14 protein-coding genes are annotated in these 15,713 nt (G+C 54.2%); 8 read left to right on the forward strand and 6 right to left on the reverse strand.

All coding sequences use genetic code 11. The features are described 5' to 3' along the window. Positions 1 to 96: 96 nt before the first annotated feature. The 5 genes from V5P19_RS09730 to mntR form a co-directional block, all read right to left on the reverse strand. Positions 97 to 1,620: an efflux transporter outer membrane subunit gene (locus V5P19_RS09730; protein ID WP_334402559.1), complete on the reverse strand. Its 1,524-nt coding sequence runs from the start codon at positions 1,618 to 1,620 to the stop codon at positions 97 to 99. After that, positions 1,620 to 3,191, reverse strand: coding sequence for a DHA2 family efflux MFS transporter permease subunit (locus V5P19_RS09735; protein WP_334402561.1), 1,572 nt, complete (start codon positions 3,189 to 3,191; stop codon positions 1,620 to 1,622). Before V5P19_RS09735 ends, V5P19_RS09730 begins: the two co-directional genes overlap by 1 nt. Continuing rightward, positions 3,188 to 4,282 carry an HlyD family secretion protein gene (locus V5P19_RS09740; RefSeq protein WP_334402563.1) on the reverse strand — a complete coding sequence of 365 codons (1,095 nt, stop codon included), beginning with the start codon at positions 4,280 to 4,282 and terminating at the stop codon, positions 3,188 to 3,190. Before V5P19_RS09740 ends, V5P19_RS09735 begins: the two co-directional genes overlap by 4 nt. Before the next feature lie 101 nt (positions 4,283 to 4,383). Beyond that, the gene (locus V5P19_RS09745) at positions 4,384 to 5,493 is read right to left on the reverse strand and encodes an anion transporter (RefSeq protein WP_334402566.1); all 1,110 of its coding nucleotides are present in this window, start codon (positions 5,491 to 5,493) and stop codon (positions 4,384 to 4,386) included. Next, positions 5,490 to 5,963 (reverse strand): manganese-binding transcriptional regulator MntR, encoded by a 474-nt coding sequence (mntR, locus tag V5P19_RS09750; protein WP_334402568.1) that lies wholly within the window; start codon positions 5,961 to 5,963, stop codon positions 5,490 to 5,492. The genes V5P19_RS09745 and mntR overlap by 4 nt, the downstream gene beginning before the upstream one ends. Positions 5,964 to 6,146: 183 nt before the next feature. On the opposite strand from mntR, the gene mntS reads away from it, so the two are divergent. After that, positions 6,147 to 6,275, forward strand: a complete 129-nt coding sequence (gene mntS / locus V5P19_RS09755; RefSeq protein WP_042321071.1) for a manganase accumulation protein MntS — start codon at positions 6,147 to 6,149, stop codon at positions 6,273 to 6,275. A 283-nt stretch (positions 6,276 to 6,558) separates the two neighbouring features. After that, positions 6,559 to 8,142: a phosphoethanolamine transferase gene (locus tag V5P19_RS09760; protein WP_334402572.1), complete on the forward strand. Its 1,584-nt coding sequence runs from the start codon at positions 6,559 to 6,561 to the stop codon at positions 8,140 to 8,142. Positions 8,143 to 8,216: 74 nt separating this feature from the next. On the opposite strand, the gene ompX is transcribed toward V5P19_RS09760, so the two are convergent. Beyond that, positions 8,217 to 8,735: an outer membrane protein OmpX gene (ompX, locus tag V5P19_RS09765; RefSeq protein ID WP_334402574.1), complete on the reverse strand. Its 519-nt coding sequence runs from the start codon at positions 8,733 to 8,735 to the stop codon at positions 8,217 to 8,219. 354 nt (positions 8,736 to 9,089) lie between these two features. On the opposite strand from ompX, the gene rhtA reads away from it, so the two are divergent. From rhtA to ybiO, 6 genes are all read left to right on the forward strand, one after another. Further along, positions 9,090 to 9,977 (forward strand): threonine/homoserine exporter RhtA, encoded by an 888-nt coding sequence (gene rhtA / locus V5P19_RS09770; RefSeq protein WP_334402577.1) that lies wholly within the window; start codon positions 9,090 to 9,092, stop codon positions 9,975 to 9,977. A gap of 299 nt (positions 9,978 to 10,276) precedes the next feature. Further along, positions 10,277 to 10,780 carry a DNA starvation/stationary phase protection protein Dps gene (gene dps, locus V5P19_RS09775; protein WP_334402579.1) on the forward strand — a complete coding sequence of 168 codons (504 nt, stop codon included), beginning with the start codon at positions 10,277 to 10,279 and terminating at the stop codon, positions 10,778 to 10,780. Between the two features lie 360 nt (positions 10,781 to 11,140). Next, the gene (gene glnH, locus V5P19_RS09780) at positions 11,141 to 11,884 is read left to right on the forward strand and encodes a glutamine ABC transporter substrate-binding protein GlnH (RefSeq protein ID WP_334402581.1); all 744 of its coding nucleotides are present in this window, start codon (positions 11,141 to 11,143) and stop codon (positions 11,882 to 11,884) included. Positions 11,885 to 11,977: 93 nt separating this feature from the next. Further along, on the forward strand, positions 11,978 to 12,637 hold the full coding sequence (gene glnP, locus V5P19_RS09785; protein ID WP_334402583.1) for a glutamine ABC transporter permease GlnP: 660 nt from the start codon (positions 11,978 to 11,980) through the stop codon (positions 12,635 to 12,637). Beyond that, positions 12,634 to 13,356, forward strand: coding sequence for a glutamine ABC transporter ATP-binding protein GlnQ (glnQ, locus tag V5P19_RS09790; RefSeq protein ID WP_334402585.1), 723 nt, complete (start codon positions 12,634 to 12,636; stop codon positions 13,354 to 13,356). Before glnP ends, glnQ begins: the two co-directional genes overlap by 4 nt. 124 nt (positions 13,357 to 13,480) lie before the next feature. Then, on the forward strand, positions 13,481 to 15,694 hold the full coding sequence (gene ybiO, locus V5P19_RS09795; RefSeq protein WP_334402587.1) for a mechanosensitive channel protein: 2,214 nt from the start codon (positions 13,481 to 13,483) through the stop codon (positions 15,692 to 15,694). Positions 15,695 to 15,713 lie beyond the last annotated feature (19 nt).

Here is a 15,713-nt window from a genome sequence, read left to right on the forward strand (position 1 = left end):
TCCTCGCATGTCGATGGGGTACCCAATAGTTATACCTGCCCTAAAGCCATCGTGAATGGGGTGTTCCTGTCCGTTTCTTGCCCAATCCTCTGAACATTACCCGCGCGGGGCATCGCCAAAGACCTTGTAATCCGGCAACTGCACCTGTTGATAAGGCTCCCAGCCGCCGCCGAGCGCTTTGTAGAGCGCCACAAGATCGAGCGCACTTTGCACCTGCGCCTGGGCACGCTGTTGCTCGGCCTGCGCGAGCTGTCGCTGGGCGTCCAGCACATCGATAAAGCTGGCGATCCCCTGCCGGTAGCTGTCGCTTGCCAGATCAAACGCGTTTTGCAGCGCATCGATGGTTTTCGCCAGCCCCGCTTCGCGCTGCTGGTCGGTGCGATAGCTGACCAGCGCGTTTTCGACATCACCGAGCGCCGTCAGTACCGTCTGGCGATAGTCCAGCACCGCCGCCCCCTGCTGCGCACGCGCGACCTTCACGCTGGAGACCAGCCTTCCCCCCTGGAAAATTGGGATGGAGACCTGGGGACCAACGCTGTAGAAGTGGCTGCTCCAGTCGGTGAGCCAGTTGGTTTCGCTGTTGCGCAGGCCAAATTGCCCCGAAAGGGTGAAGCTCGGGAATAGCTCAGCCACTGAAACGCCGATTTGCGCCGTCGCGGCATGGAGATTTGCCTCCGCTTCGCGCACGTCCGGACGGCGGCGCGCCAGCGTGGACGGTATACCCGTTTGCACGACATCCGGCAGCGCAGGCATCGGCTGCGCGGACTGGAGTTCTGCATCCAGCGCCCCCGGCGGCTTGCCGAGCAGAATTGCGAGGCCATTCATCGCCTGACGCGCCTGCGCCTGATACTGCGGCAGCTGCGCTTCAAGATTGCCCAGCTGTGCGCGGGCATTCTCCACGTCCATCTGCGGTGAAAGCCCGCCACGCTGACGGCTTTCCGTCAACGCCAGCGTCTGCTGCGCGCTCTCAATCTGTGTTTTCAGCGTTGCGATAACGCTCTGAGCACCGCGCAGCTGTAGCCAGGCGCGGGCCACTTCCGCCTCCAGCGACACCAGCGCGTCGTTACGTTGTTCAATGGCCGCTTTCTGCTGCGCTTCGGCGGCTTCAACCTGACGGCGAACCTTGCCCCACAAATCAATTTCCCACTGCGCATCAAAGCTGCCCTGGTAAAGATTGATCGGCTGAGTGAGCGAACCTAACGCCCCCTTAAGTTGAGGATCGACGTTATCAAGCTGGTCATACACACCGTGTGATTTCAGTTCACCTTCCAGCCCAAGCTGCTGGCGCGTTGCCTGGAGATTGCCGTTAACCGAGGGATAAAATGCCCCGCCAGCCTGGTTAATTTGCTCGCGCGCGCCGGCAATACGCAGCACCGTTTGCTGCAAGGACAAGTTTCCCGCAATAGCGCGCTCGACCAGGCTATCAAGCTGCGGCGAGCCGAATGTTGTCCACCAGCGCGTGTTGATCGCCGCGGAGGCCGTTTTTGACTTCACGCTGCCGTCCCCCGGGTCGTTCCAGCGGGCCGGGGTCTGCTGCGTGGGCTGTTGATAATCCGGCCCCACGGCGCAGCCCACCAGCAGCATCATTATCATCAGAGGGTGTAAACGTCTGTGTATCATCAGTGTGCTCCTGCACTCCCCTCGCTCTTAACCGGCGAGAGCAACAAACAAAACGGAATCAGTAAAAAGGCCACCGCGCTCAGGAGGGTGAATACGTCGATGTAGGCGAGAAAGCGCGATTGCTCAATCATGGTCTGGTACATACGCCCGGTAGCAATACCGGTGGGGTCGCCTACCTGGGTGGTGAAGTTCTGAATCGCCTGGGCGCTTTCGCGTATTGCTCGCTGGAACTGTTCGTTAAACGGCGAGGCGTGGTAGGCCAGATGAGCGCTGTGCGCCTGCGAGCGTTCCGTGATTGCCGCGGTGGAAAGCGAAATTCCGATTGAACCCGCGACGTTGCGGAACATCGTGAACAACGCCGCAGCATCGGCATTCAGCCGCCTCGGAATAGAAATAAACGCGATAGTGGTCAGCGGCACAAACAGGAACCCCAGGCCTATCGACTGGGCGCTGCGGAACAGCACCAGCGTTTCAAAATCGATATCCGGCGTCAGCGTGCGCGACCAGAAGAAGGACACCGCCAGGCAGCTAAACCCGAACGCAATAATCCAGCGAGTCTGGACAACGGGCATCAGCTTTAGAACCAGCGGAATGGTTAACACGATCAACACCGCGCCGGGTGAAAGCACCAGCCCCGACCAGGTGGCGGTATAGCCCAGATCCTGCTGCGCAAGCTGAGGGATAACCACGGAACTGCCGTAGAGGATCATCGCCATGCCCGCCATCAGCAGACTGGATACGGCGAAGTTACGATCCTTCATGCAGTGCAGATCCACCACCGGCTTTTTGGCGTATAACAGCCAGTATATCGCGCCGATAATCCCGACCAGCGTGAGTACCGCGAAGGTACGAGTGAAGTTCGAATTAAACCAGTCCTCGTCCTCTCCCCGGTCGAGCATAACCTGCAGACAGCCCAAGCCCAGCGCGATCAGGCCGATCCCCGTCCAGTCAATAGAGAGCGTCTCTTTTGATTTACTTTCCCACGGCGGATCTTCAAGCAGCTGATAGATCGCCAGCACCGTCACTATCCCCACTGGAATATTGATAAAAAATACCCAGCGCCAGGAGTAGTTATCGGTGATCCAGCCGCCCAGCGTCGGGCCAAGCACGGGGGCCACAATAATGGCAATGGACGAAAGCCCAAAGGCTTTACCCCTGTCCTCCGGCTTAAAGTAGTCGAGCAGGACCGACTGCTGCGTCGGCTGCAGCCCGCCGCCAAAAAAGCCCTGCATCACACGGAACAGAATGATTTGCCACAGCTCGGTGGCAATCCCGCACAGGAACGAACAGATGGTGAACATCACAATACAAATCAGGAAGAACTGCTTGCGACCAAACACCCGGCTCAGAAAGGCTGAGATAGGTAACACTATCCCGTTCGCCACCAGATAGCTGGTTAATACCCAGGTGGATTCGTCGTAGCTGGCCGAGAGCGACCCGGCCACGTGCGGCAGCGCCACGTTGACGATAGTGGTATCGAGGATCTCCATAAATACCGCCAGCGTGACCACAATCGCCACCGCCCACGGATTGCTGGCAGGCTTCCAGTTATCGTGGCTGTGATCCGTCATTCCAGCGTGACCTTCGGCTCAACCGACAGCCCCAGAGGCAACGGATGGTTGGGATCCAGCCCCTTATCAATCACAATTTTTACCGGCACGCGCTGCACAATTTTGACAAAGTTACCGGTGGCATTTTCTGACGGGAATGCAGAGAAGCGCGAGCCGCTGCCCTGCTGGATGCTGTCGACATGCCCTTCCAGCGTCATATCAGGCCAGGCATCGACGGAGACCGTGACCTTATTGCCGGGCTTCATGCGCTCAAGCTGCGACTCTTTAAAGTTCGCCACCACCCATACGTTAGGCGAGACCAGCGAGAACAGCGCCGTCCCTGCCTGCACCAGCGTGCCGGGATGAACGTTGCGTTTGGTGACAAAGCCGTCGAAGGGGGCGCGCACTTCCGTATAGGCGAAATTCAGGTTCGCGGTTTCCAGCTGAGCTTTGGCCTGGTCGACCTGACGTTCGCGCGCTTCAACGTTCGTCTCCTGCTGGCGGATCTGTAACTGAACCTGCTCCGCCACTTCCAGCTGCGCCTGAGCGCTTGCCAGTCCGGCCTGGGCGCTGCGGAGCTGAGCATTCGCGGAATCAATACTTTGCTGCGTGGTTGCACGAGGGTCAACGCCGCGCTGGCGGCGATACTCTGCCTGCGCGTTAGCCATATCCGCCTGCGCCTTTAATACCTGGGCTTTGGCTTCGTCGCGTTGAGCGGGATATTGCACTTTCGAGAGCGCCAGCTGCGCCTGCGCCTGGTGCAGCTGAGCGATGGCCAGGCCAAGTTGCGCCTTGGCCTGGTCGCGCTGCGCTGCGCTATCGCGTGGATCGATCACCACCAGCAGGTCGCCCTTTTTAACACGCTGATTGTCACGCACGCGCAGCTCGGTGACATAGCCCGCCGCCTTGGGGGCAATCGTCACCACGTCGCCATCGGTGAAGGCATCGTCGGTGGTCTCTTCATTGCGGGTTAAAAACCACCAGACCAGCGCTACGATGACCATCACCACCACGACAATGCCCAGGATAATTAACGGTTTTTTACCCGGGCGTTTACGTTCTTTCTTGTTGGTTTCCTGCTCGTCAGCAGGCGGATTTTGATCTTCAGCCATAGGTCAGCAACGGTCCTGTCAGTGAGCGGCATCACACTATGCCGTTCACTAAAGCTAGGACGTTGCTATACATTTACCAGGAAAAACTGACAAATAGCGCACTATATGAGAAGGAATAATCCGAAACCTACTGCCGCGGCCCAAACCAGCATCGGGATAGACCATAAATGGAAGCGCCACCAGATGCGGCGTTCGTTGGCCATTCGCAGGGCAATCAGGTTTGCCAGCGAGCCGGGAAGCAAGCCAAATCCCCCCACGTTGACCGCCCAGGCCAGGAGCGCCGTGGGGGGAACATAGTTGAGCAGCAAAATCGTAGAAGGCACATTGCTGATAAACTGCGAGAGGCCAATGGCTGTCAGCCACAAGCCCGGTTCGGAGAGGCCGCTGACGCCATGCAGGACGTTTTGCAGAACAGGAAGCTGGATTAGCAAATGCACATCGATAAACATCGCCATAAAGACCAGCAGCAGCGTCCAGTCGACGCTCACCAGCACGCGTCTCGCCAGCACTAAAAAGCCGGCGGCAACCAGCAGCACGCCTGCTATCTCGAGCTTGAGCTCCAGCGCCACGAGAAAAACGATATAAAACGCCAGGCAACTCCAGACCAGGCGAGGCTGCCACTGCGGGCCTGTTACGCCACTGTGGTACTGCAGTTTTTTATCGGGGAAAGCGAACCAGCAAACCGCCAGCAGCGATGCCATCATCACCAGCGCCAACGGTGCCATCTGCCAGGTAAATGCGGCAAAGGACAGCCCGGAACGCCCCCAAAGAAGGATATTTTGCGGGTTGCCGATAGGGGTCAAGAGGGAACCCGCGTTGACGGCCAGCGCTTCAAAGATGATCAGTCGACTGACCGGGATCTCACAAAGCTTACGCAGCGTCAGCGTCAGCGGCACGATAATAAACAACGCCACATCGTTGGTGAGAAAGGTCGACAGCACGGCGGCGGAGAACACCATAAACAGGGACAGCTTTCGCTCGGTGGCAAAACGACGCACCATTTTGCGCCCCAGCACGTCAAAGTAGCCGCTGAGCTCAACCCCTTTGGTGAGCATCATTAAGCCGCTCAGGGTAATGATGGTGCGCCAGTCGATAGCTGCGGGCCAGGTCTTCGGTGCAAACGGCACAAAACAGCTTAATCCTGCGCCAATGATTAATAAGAGATGAAAGAAACGATCGCGTGCCAGGGCCTGCAGTCCAGGGATTTTCATTCAGCGGAGGTACCGTACTTCAGGGTAAATTCACGGAATCTCACCAGCGTCTCTTCGCTGACATGATGCTCCATTCCTTCCGCATCCCGGCGAGCAATCTCAGGGCTCACGCCCAACACCAGTAAAAAGTTTTCGACAATCTGATGGCGCTCGCGGCTCTCCTGCGCCAGTTTTTCGCCTTCAGGGGTAAGGAAAACGCCGCGCCACGGGATCATTTCGATCAGCCCCACAGAAGCCAGACGCTTTAACATTTTGGCTACCGTAGGCTGCGAAACGCCCAACCTGGCGGCCATATCAACCTGACGCGCTTCCCCAACTTCCCGAATCAAATCGGAAATCAGTTCGACATAATCATCAATCAGTTCACGCCGGTGCGCTTCACGAACCTGGCGAAAACCCTCGACATGCTCTTCAACATTCACCAGTTGCGTCGTTTTTTTAGTTGTTGGCTTACCTGCGCGACGGTTCATTGTGCTTCCTCAATGGGGATGACGCTTCCAGCGCCCTGTAACGGAGCGCACATTGTAAACCATAGCTCTACAAGCACAAAAAATTAACGAATTAGCCATAGCTATAAAATATAGCCTGTGCTATATCTGTATACAATGCAGTCACCCTTCACGGATCGAAGGGATCAAGTATCAGGAGGTCACATGAACGAATTCAAGAGGTGTATGAACGTGTTTACCCACTCTCCCTTTAAAGTACGCTTGATGCTGTTGAACATGCTCTGCGATATGTTTAGCAACAAACCGCACCAGGACGACAAACCCTCCCACTAAGCGGCGTCGCGGTACGCCGCTTCTTTTTTTCGTCACATTCCCCCTGTAAACTGGCCTACGGCCGCCTAATTCCCGATCTTTTTCGCGGATTTGTAATCCCCTTCGCAAAACATCTGTTTAGCAACTGTTGACCTTATTACGCGCTCGCACTATCTTCTTGCAGCCCTGCACAATTTGCGGCTCGCTGAAGCGGACCCTCATTCCCTCTCCACGCACTGTCAGGCAGGCTTTGACCCTTGGCGCCAGGGTGAGCACATGGCGTTTTCATGCATGATAGTGACCTATGAATTTAACCCTGTTAGACACCGTTGTAACCCGCAGTCGGGCCTTAAGCCCGTGGACGGGGTTCTACTTTTTGCAATCGCTGCTGATTAACTACGCGCTTGGCTATCCTTTTAGCCTGCTTTATGCCGTCGCCTTTACCTGCATTCTCCATTTACTGTGGCGCAGCGCACCGCGCGCGCAGAAAGTCTTGGTGGGAATCTGTTCGTTAGTCGCTGCCCTCTATTTCCCGTTTGGTCAGGCCTACGGCTCGCCAAACTTTAATACCCTACTGGCGATGCACTCGACCAATATGGAAGAGTCGACGGAGATCATGACGATCTTCCCATGGTACAGCTATGTGGTCGGTCTCTTTATCTTTGCGCTTGGCGTGATTGCGGTTCGCCGTAAAGTGGAAGCGAAAAAAATGTGGGGCAGGATTGAAAGCCTGTGTCTGGCATTCAGTATCGTCACCTTTTTCGTTGCGCCGGTACAAAACCTGGCCTGGGGCGGTGTGTTTAAGCTGAAGGATACCGGCTATCCGGTGTTCCGATTTGTGAAAGACGTGGTGGTCAATAACAAGGAAGTACTCGACGAGCAGGCACGCATGGCTGAACTTTCGAATATGAAAGACACCTGGAACGTGCTGGCCGTGAAGCCGAAGTATCACACCTACGTGGTGGTCATCGGTGAAAGCGCGCGCCGCGACGCGCTGGGCGCTTTTGGTGGCCACTGGGATAACACGCCGTTTGCCAGCACGGTTAACGGCACGTTGTTTACCGACTACGTTGCCGCAAGCGGTTCCACGCAGAAATCACTCGGCCTGACGCTCAACCGCGTGGTAGACGGTAAACCTCAGTATCAGGATAACTTTGTTACCCTGGCCAATCGCGCGGGCTTCCAGACATGGTGGTTCTCTAATCAGGGTCAAATTGGCGAATACGATACGGCCATCGCCAGCATCGCAAAACGTGCCGACGAGGTTCAGTTCTTGAAAAGCGGCGACTTTGAAGCCGATAAAAACACTAAAGATGATGCGCTGCTGAAAATGACCGCTCAGGTTTTTGCCACGCGGCGTACCGAACCTCAGCTGATTGTTCTGCATCTGATGGGCTCGCATCCGCAGGCCTGCGATCGTACACAGGGAAAATACGCAGAGTTTGTGCAGTCTAAGGAAACCTCCTGCTATCTCTACACCATGACGCAAACTGATGAACTGCTCAGCAAGCTGTACACGCAGCTACGCAATACGGGCGACAGTTTCTCGATGGTCTACTTCTCGGATCACGGGCTGGCGTTTAAAGAGCGCGGTAAAGCGGTGCAGTACCTGGCGCACGATGATAAGTTTCAGCAGAATTTCCAGGTGCCGTTTATGGTGCTCTCAAGTGACGACAAAAAGCATCGCATTATTAAAGCGCGTCGCTCCGCGAATGATTTTCTGGAATTCTTCTCACAGTGGACGGGGATTGCGGCACAGCAGATAAAAAATGATTACCCGTTTGTCTCCGGTAAGAAAGGGCCACCAGTGTACATTACCAACTTCAAGTTGCAGAAAGTTGACTATACCCATCTGGGCACGGATATTTTTGATATCAAAAGTCAGTGATGGGTGCGACCAGAGAGCACAGACAAAAAAAATCCGCCACATTGGGCGGATTTTTTACTGGCTCACCGAAGTGATTAGAAGCGGTAACCTACGCCTGCAATCCAGGTGCCAACGTCAACGTTGCGGATACGGCTCTGCTCATAGGAGAAGTCCAGAGCAACGTTTTCGATTGGGTTGAACTGCAGACCAGCGCCGTAAGAGAAACCATAGTCGCTGTTGCTTGCAGTACGGTCAGCAGAGTCGTTTGCAGTCTGCTGGAATTTACCGTAGCCCACACCTACAACACCGTAGATGCTTGCCCAGTCGTTCAGACGGTAAGCTGGACCTGCGGTGATGCCGTAGTATTGACCTTTGTTGTACAGGCCGTTTTCAGAGCTATCTTTTTCGGTGTAGGTGAAAGAACCGATCACGCCCAGTGGGTTGTTATCCTGCTCGTAACGATACTTCAGGTTGAAACCGTTAGCTTTGTTCATCACGCCCTGATAATCGCTCTGAGCGTAACCACCGGTAACGGTAGAAGTCGCAGCTACTGCAGTACCTGCGGAAACGGCCATAACAACAGCCAGTGCTGAAAGACATGCAATTTTTTTCATAACCACCTCAAATGTGCTTCAAGTAAGTCCGTAAGTTTTAAATATATCAAAAATTATTGTGAAACTCTTTGAGATTCGTAATGTCTAATGAAGCCTTTCCTGTAACAGAACGTTTCCAGACTACGCTATCTCGTTCAAATCCCGCAGATTTTCCACTTATTAACGCTAATTTTGCGCGTCAACGCAGCGACATTCATCCAGATTATTCCTAATCTGACTGGCGATAAATGCACCACTCCTTAACTATTTTACGGAATTTCCCTGGTTTTTTTTCAACGGAGCCTCAACCGTAGCAGCTTATTTCCATTACACTGCGAACTTTACCCCCTTTGACAGAAATTGACAGGAGAAAGGATGCCTGGGCTATCCCGCAAAGCGTCGGTCTGGATGCCGGTTGCTGTAATACTTATCGCCATGCTGTCCATACAAAGTGGCGCGTCGCTGGCAAAAACGCTTTTCCCGCTGGTAGGCGCGCCTGGCGTCACCGCTCTGCGCATCGCGCTGGGCACCGCAATTCTAGTCATCATTTTCAAACCCTGGCGTCTGCGCTTCAAAAAAGAGCAGCGTTTACCTCTGCTTTTTTATGGGCTGTCGCTCGGAGCGATGAACTATCTGTTCTATCTCTCTATCCAGACCATTCCTCTGGGGATTGCCGTCGCACTTGAATTCACCGGCCCGCTGGCCGTAGCGCTATTCTCTTCCCGCCGTCCGGTAGACTTTATCTGGGTAATATTAGCCGTTCTGGGGTTATGGTTCCTGCTACCGCTGGGCCAAAGCGTTGCGCAGGTTGATTTAACGGGGGCGGCATTGGCGCTGGGGGCGGGAGCCTGTTGGGCAGTTTATATTCTGACCGGACAGCGGGCAGGCGAAGAGCACGGCCCGGCAACCGTTGCGTTGGGCTCACTGATTGCCGCCGTCATTTTCGTTCCGCTCGGCATGGCACAGGCCACGGAATCAATATGGCAATGGTCAATCTTACCGGTTGGTCTGGGCGTCGCTATTCTCTCAACCGCCCTTCCGTATTCGCTTGAAATGATTGCTCTGACGCGCCTGCCAACGCGTATCTTTGGCACGTTAATGAGCATGGAGCCAGCGCTGGCTGCGATTTCCGGCATGGTGTTTCTCGGTGAGACGCTGACGTTCACCCAGACGCTTGCGCTGTGCTCGATCATTGCAGCCTCTATGGGTTCAACGCTCACGATGCGCCCAGAACCCAAAGTCGAGAAAGTTGACATCAATTAATGCGGTATATTCTGCATGGCGTTACTGCCATGCAGAATAAAGGCCATATATTTTCTTAAAATACTCTCTTACAATCTTTATCATTCCTCCGCCCTATTTCCCCGATATTTCACACGCACGTCACAATTAAGATTGATCCACATCAATTTTTAAAAATACTTTGTTTTTCAGGTCATTACACATTCAACCTCCTTCTTGCTATTAAACCGATAGGCAGCACCAAACCGCAAACAAAAAAACCGGTGCTATACTTAGTTTCGTAATTACCTGGGACACTAACATCAAGAGGATATGAGATTATGAGTACCGCTAAACTGGTGAAAACGAAAGCGTCTAATCTGCTTTATACCCGTAACGATGTATCGGATAGCGACAAAAAAGCGACCATTGAGTTGCTGAATCGCCAGGTGATCCAGTTCATCGATCTTTCGCTGATCACCAAACAGGCCCACTGGAATATGCGCGGTGCAAACTTTATTGCCGTTCATGAAATGCTGGATGGCTTCCGCACAGCACTGGTTACCCACCTTGACACTATGGCCGAACGTGCCGTGCAGTTAGGGGGAGTGGCACTGGGTACCACGCAGGTGATCAACAGCAAAACTCCGCTTAAAAGCTATCCGCTGGATATCCATACCGTTCAGGATCATCTGAAAGAACTGGCGGACCGTTACGCCATTGTGGCAAACGACGTACGCAAAGCGATCGGTGAAGCCAAAGACGAAGACACCGCGGATATTCTTACCGCCGCGTCTCGCGACCTGGATCAATTCCTGTGGTTTATCGAATCTAACATCGAGTAATCCCTACGATTGTCTATGATACCCTCGCCATTGGCGGGGGTTTTGCACATTTATGGTGCACAGTTTTTGTCTGCACACCTGCAAAAGTAAACAAAATGTAATAATCACCTCACACAACCGTTAATGGGAGATTGTTTTTTCGTCAGAATCTGCGCTAAATATCACCCCGTCAGCGGACCTTAATGAAGCGCACCAAAACGGTGCTTCATCATGGTGCAACAAAACGCTATTGCCACGTTTATTGTGCAACGCATGACATCATCCCCTTTGCAAAACAACAACTTGAAAAGTTGGCATGATTTTTTCATTGTGCCTGACGTTCTCGCAGGGGATCGCCCCGTGGATATAAAAGGAAATGCTATGAAGTCTGTATTAAAAGTTTCACTGGCTGCACTTACCCTGGCTTTTGCGGTGTCTTCTCAGGCCGCCGATAAACTGGTTGTGGCGACCGACACGGCGTTCGTTCCGTTTGAATTCAAACAGGGTGATAAATACGTTGGTTTTGACGTGGATCTGTGGGCTGCTGTCGCAAAAGAACTCAAACTGGACTACACCCTGAAGCCTATGGACTTCAGCGGGATCATCCCGGCACTGCAGACCAAAAACGTTGACCTGGCGCTAGCGGGGATCACCATTACCGAAGAACGTAAAAAGGCCATCGACTTCTCAGACGGTTACTACAAAAGCGGCCTGCTGGTGATGGTCAAAGCCGACAATAACGACGTAAAAAGCGTGAAAGATCTTGACGGCAAAGTGCTAGCGGTTAAAGGCGGCACCGGTTCCGTTGATTACGCTAAAGCAAACATCAAAACGAAAGACCTGCGTCAGTTCCCGAATATCGATAACGCGTATATGGAACTCGGCACCAACCGTGCTGATGCCGTGCTTCACGATACGCCAAATATCCTGTACTTCATCAAAACGGCGGGCAACGGCAAGTTCAAGGCCGTAGGTGACTCTCTGGAAGCACAGCAGTACGGTATTGCGTTCCCGAAAGGCAGCGACGAGCTGCGTAATAAGGTCAACGGTGCGCTGAAAACGTTGAAAGAAAACGGCACCTATAACGAAATCTACAAAAAATGGTTCGGTACTGAACCAAAATAATTCAGCCTGAATTCAGGTTTGTAACGCCCGGTGGCGCTTGCGATTACCGGGCTTACATTTTTAGTTTTTCACCACGGTATACAGGAATACATCATGCAGTTTGACTGGAGCGCCATTTGGCCTGCCATTCCTCTCTTGCTTGAAGGCGCCAAAATGACCCTGTGGATTTCGGTCCTCGGTCTGGTTGGCGGGTTGATTATCGGTCTTGTCGCCGGTTTCGCTCGCACCTACGGTGGCTGGATTGCAAACCACGTCGCACTGGTTTTCATCGAAGTGATCCGCGGCACCCCCATTGTCGTACAGGTCATGTTCATCTACTTTGCCCTGCCAATGGCCTTCAACGACCTGCGCATTGACCCATTCAGCGCGGCCGTCGTGACCATTATGATTAACTCAGGTGCTTACATCGCGGAAATTACCCGTGGTGCGGTCCTGTCAATTCATAAAGGCTTCAGTGAAGCCGGCCTGGCGTTAGGCCTGTCTCGTCGCGAAACGATCCGCCATGTGATCCTACCGCTGGCGCTGCGCCGCATGCTGCCGCCGCTGGGCAACCAGTGGATCATCAGTATTAAAGATACGTCGCTGTTCATTGTGATCGGCGTTGCTGAACTGACCCGCCAGGGCCAGGAGATCATTGCTGGCAACTTCCGCGCGCTGGAAATCTGGAGTGCGGTAGCCGTTGTCTACCTGATCATCACTCTGGTTCTGAGCTTCGTTCTGCGTCGTCTTGAAAGAAGGATGAAAATCCTGTGATTGAATTTAAAAACGTTTCCAAGCACTTTGGTCCAACCCAGGTGCTGCACAATATCGATTTGAACATCAAACAGGGTGAAGTGGTGGTCATTATCGGGCCATCCGGTTCTGGTAAATCCACCCTGCTGCGCTGCATTAACAAGCTGGAAGAGATAACCAGCGGCGATTTGATCGTCGATGGTCTGAAAGTGAACGATCCAAAGGTGGATGAGCGCCTGATTCGTCAGGAAGCGGGCATGGTGTTCCAGCAGTTTTACCTCTTCCCGCACCTGACGGCGCTGGAAAATGTGATGTTTGGTCCGCTGCGCGTGCGCGGCGCAAGCAAAGCGGCGGCTGAGACGCTGGCAAAAGATCTGCTGGCGAAGGTCGGTCTGGCTGAACGCGCGCATCACTACCCCTCCGAGCTGTCGGGCGGTCAACAACAGCGTGTGGCTATCGCCCGCGCGCTGGCCGTTAAACCGAAAATGATGCTGTTTGATGAGCCAACCTCTGCCCTGGATCCGGAGCTGCGTCATGAAGTGCTGAAAGTGATGCAGGATCTGGCAGAAGAAGGGATGACGATGGTGATCGTGACCCATGAAATCGGCTTTGCCGAGAAAGTGGCATCACGCCTGATCTTCATTGATAAAGGCCGTATCGCTGAAGACGGTAACCCGCAGTCGCTGATCGCCAACCCGCCGAGCCAGCGCCTGCAGGAGTTCCTGCAGCACGTCTCCTGATAAACGACTCAACGCGAAGCCGGGTACGCCCGGCTTTTTTACGCCAGATTGTTCCCAAAAATCCCCCTGCGCTCCTCGCCCTCTATACTTATCATTTTGTTAGACATTTTTATCGGAGGGCGCCGTGCCGTGGATCCTGTTGCTGTTGCTGAGCCTGTTTAGTGCACCATCGTTTGCCGTCGCGATCCCCGGCGTCACCACCGGAACCACGTCGACGCAGGAAAAAACGCCGCCTCCCGAACCCGACGTCGAGCAAAAAAAAGCGGCCTACAGCGCTCTTGCCGATGTGCTTGAAAACGACACCTCACGGCAGGAGTTGATTGGCCAACTGCGCAAAGTCGCAGCCACGCCGCCGCAGGAACCGGTCCCTACGATTACCCCACCGGACGTGGAAGAGCAAAAAACGGTGCTGGAGAATGTCACCAACGTGAGCCGCCAGTATGGCGAAGCCCTCTCCTCTCGATTTGCCCAGCTTTATCGCAATCTGATTGGTTCACCACACAAATCCTTTAATCCGCAAACCTTCTCCGCTGCCGCTACGCAGTTTTTAATGCTGGCGGGGGCCGTTTTTATTTTTTACTGGCTAGTACGCCTGTGCGCCTGGCCGCTGTACCGAAAAATGGGCCACTGGGGACGCAAAAAAAATCAGCTAAAAAGCAGCTGGCTGCATCTCCCCGCAATGATTGCCGGGGCTTTTATCATTGATTTACTGCTGCTGGCCCTGACGCTGTTTGTCGGGCAGGTGCTGGCCGACACTCTCAACGCGGGCAATAAAACGATCGCCTTTCAGCAGGCGCTGTTCCTGAACGCTTTTGCGTTGATTGAATTCTTTAAGGCACTCCTGCGCCTCATCTTTTGCCCGCGCGTGCCCGAGCTTCGCCCCTTCGCGATCAAAGATAACCGTGCTAAGTATTGGGCCTTGCGCTTAAGCGTGCTCAGCAGCCTGATTGGTTACGGTTTGCTGGTTGCCGTACCGATTATTTCTAACCAGGTTAACGTGCAGTTTGGCGCGCTGGCAAACGTGCTGATTATGCTCTGCATCACCGTCTGGGCGCTGTACCTTATTTTCCACAATAAAAGGGCTATCACCGACAGTTTGCTGCATCTGGCCGACCGCTCCCTTTCATTCTTCAGCCTGTTTATTCGCGCGTTCGCGCTGGTGTGGCACTGGCTGGCGAGCGCTTACTTTATTGTGCTCTGCTTCTTCTCGCTGTTCGATCCGGGTAATAGCCTCAAGTTTATGATGGGGGCGACGTTCAAAAGCCTGGCCATTATCGGCATCGCGGCCTTTGTCTCAGGCCTGCTTTCGCGCTGGATTTCGAAAACTATCACCCTATCGCCCCAAACCCAGCGCAGCTATCCGGAGCTGCAAAAACGGGTCAACGGCTGGATGTCAGCGTCACTAAAAGTGGCGCGCATTCTCACCGTCTGCGTGGCAATTATGCTGCTGCTTAACGCCTGGGGGCTGTTCGACTTCTGGAACTGGCTGCACAACGGTACGGGGGAAAAGACCGTTGATATTCTGATTCGTATTGCGCTGATTCTGTTCTTCTCCGCCGTGGGCTGGACGCTGCTGGCAAGCCTGATTGAAAATCGTCTGGTGTCTGATATTCACGGCAGGCCGCTGCCCAGCGCGCGGGCAAGAACGCTGTTAACCCTGTTTCGTAACGCGCTGGCGGTCATTATTAGCACCATTACCATCATGATTGTCCTCTCAGAGATCGGCGTGAATATCGCCCCGCTGCTGGCGGGTGCGGGTGCCCTGGGGCTGGCGATCTCCTTCGGCTCGCAAACCCTGGTGAAGGACATCATCACCGGTATTTTTATCCAGTTTGAAAACGGCATGAACACGGGGGATCTGGTGACCATAGGACCGCTCACCGGAACGGTCGAGCGGATGTCTATCCGCTCCGTCGGCGTGCGCCAGGACACCGGGGCGTACCATATTATCCCGTGGTCATCGATTACGACCTTTGCCAACTTTGTCAGGGGGATAGGTTCGGTGGTGGCAAATTATGATGTCGATCGCCACGAGGATGCGGATAAAGCGAAGAAGGCGCTGCGGGATGCAGTAGAAGAGCTGATGGCGATGGAGGATATTCGCGGGCTGGTGATTGGCGAACCGTCCTTTGCCGGGATCGTCGGGCTGACGAACACCGCCTTTACCCTGCGCGTGTCATTCACCACCCAGCCGCTTAAGCAATGGACGGTGCGCTTTGCCCTCGACAGCATGGTGAAAAAGCACTTTGATTTAGCGGATGTGAGGATGCCGGTACAAACGTACCAGGTGTTGCCTGGGCCAGCAGCGCCATTGCCGCCTCAGGAACCGACGCTGTAGTCTTTTGCCCGGCGGCGCT

Origin of the sequence: Enterobacter sp. UNJFSC 003 (genome assembly GCF_036903355.1) — a bacterium.
Lineage (GTDB): Bacteria > Pseudomonadota > Gammaproteobacteria > Enterobacterales > Enterobacteriaceae > Enterobacter.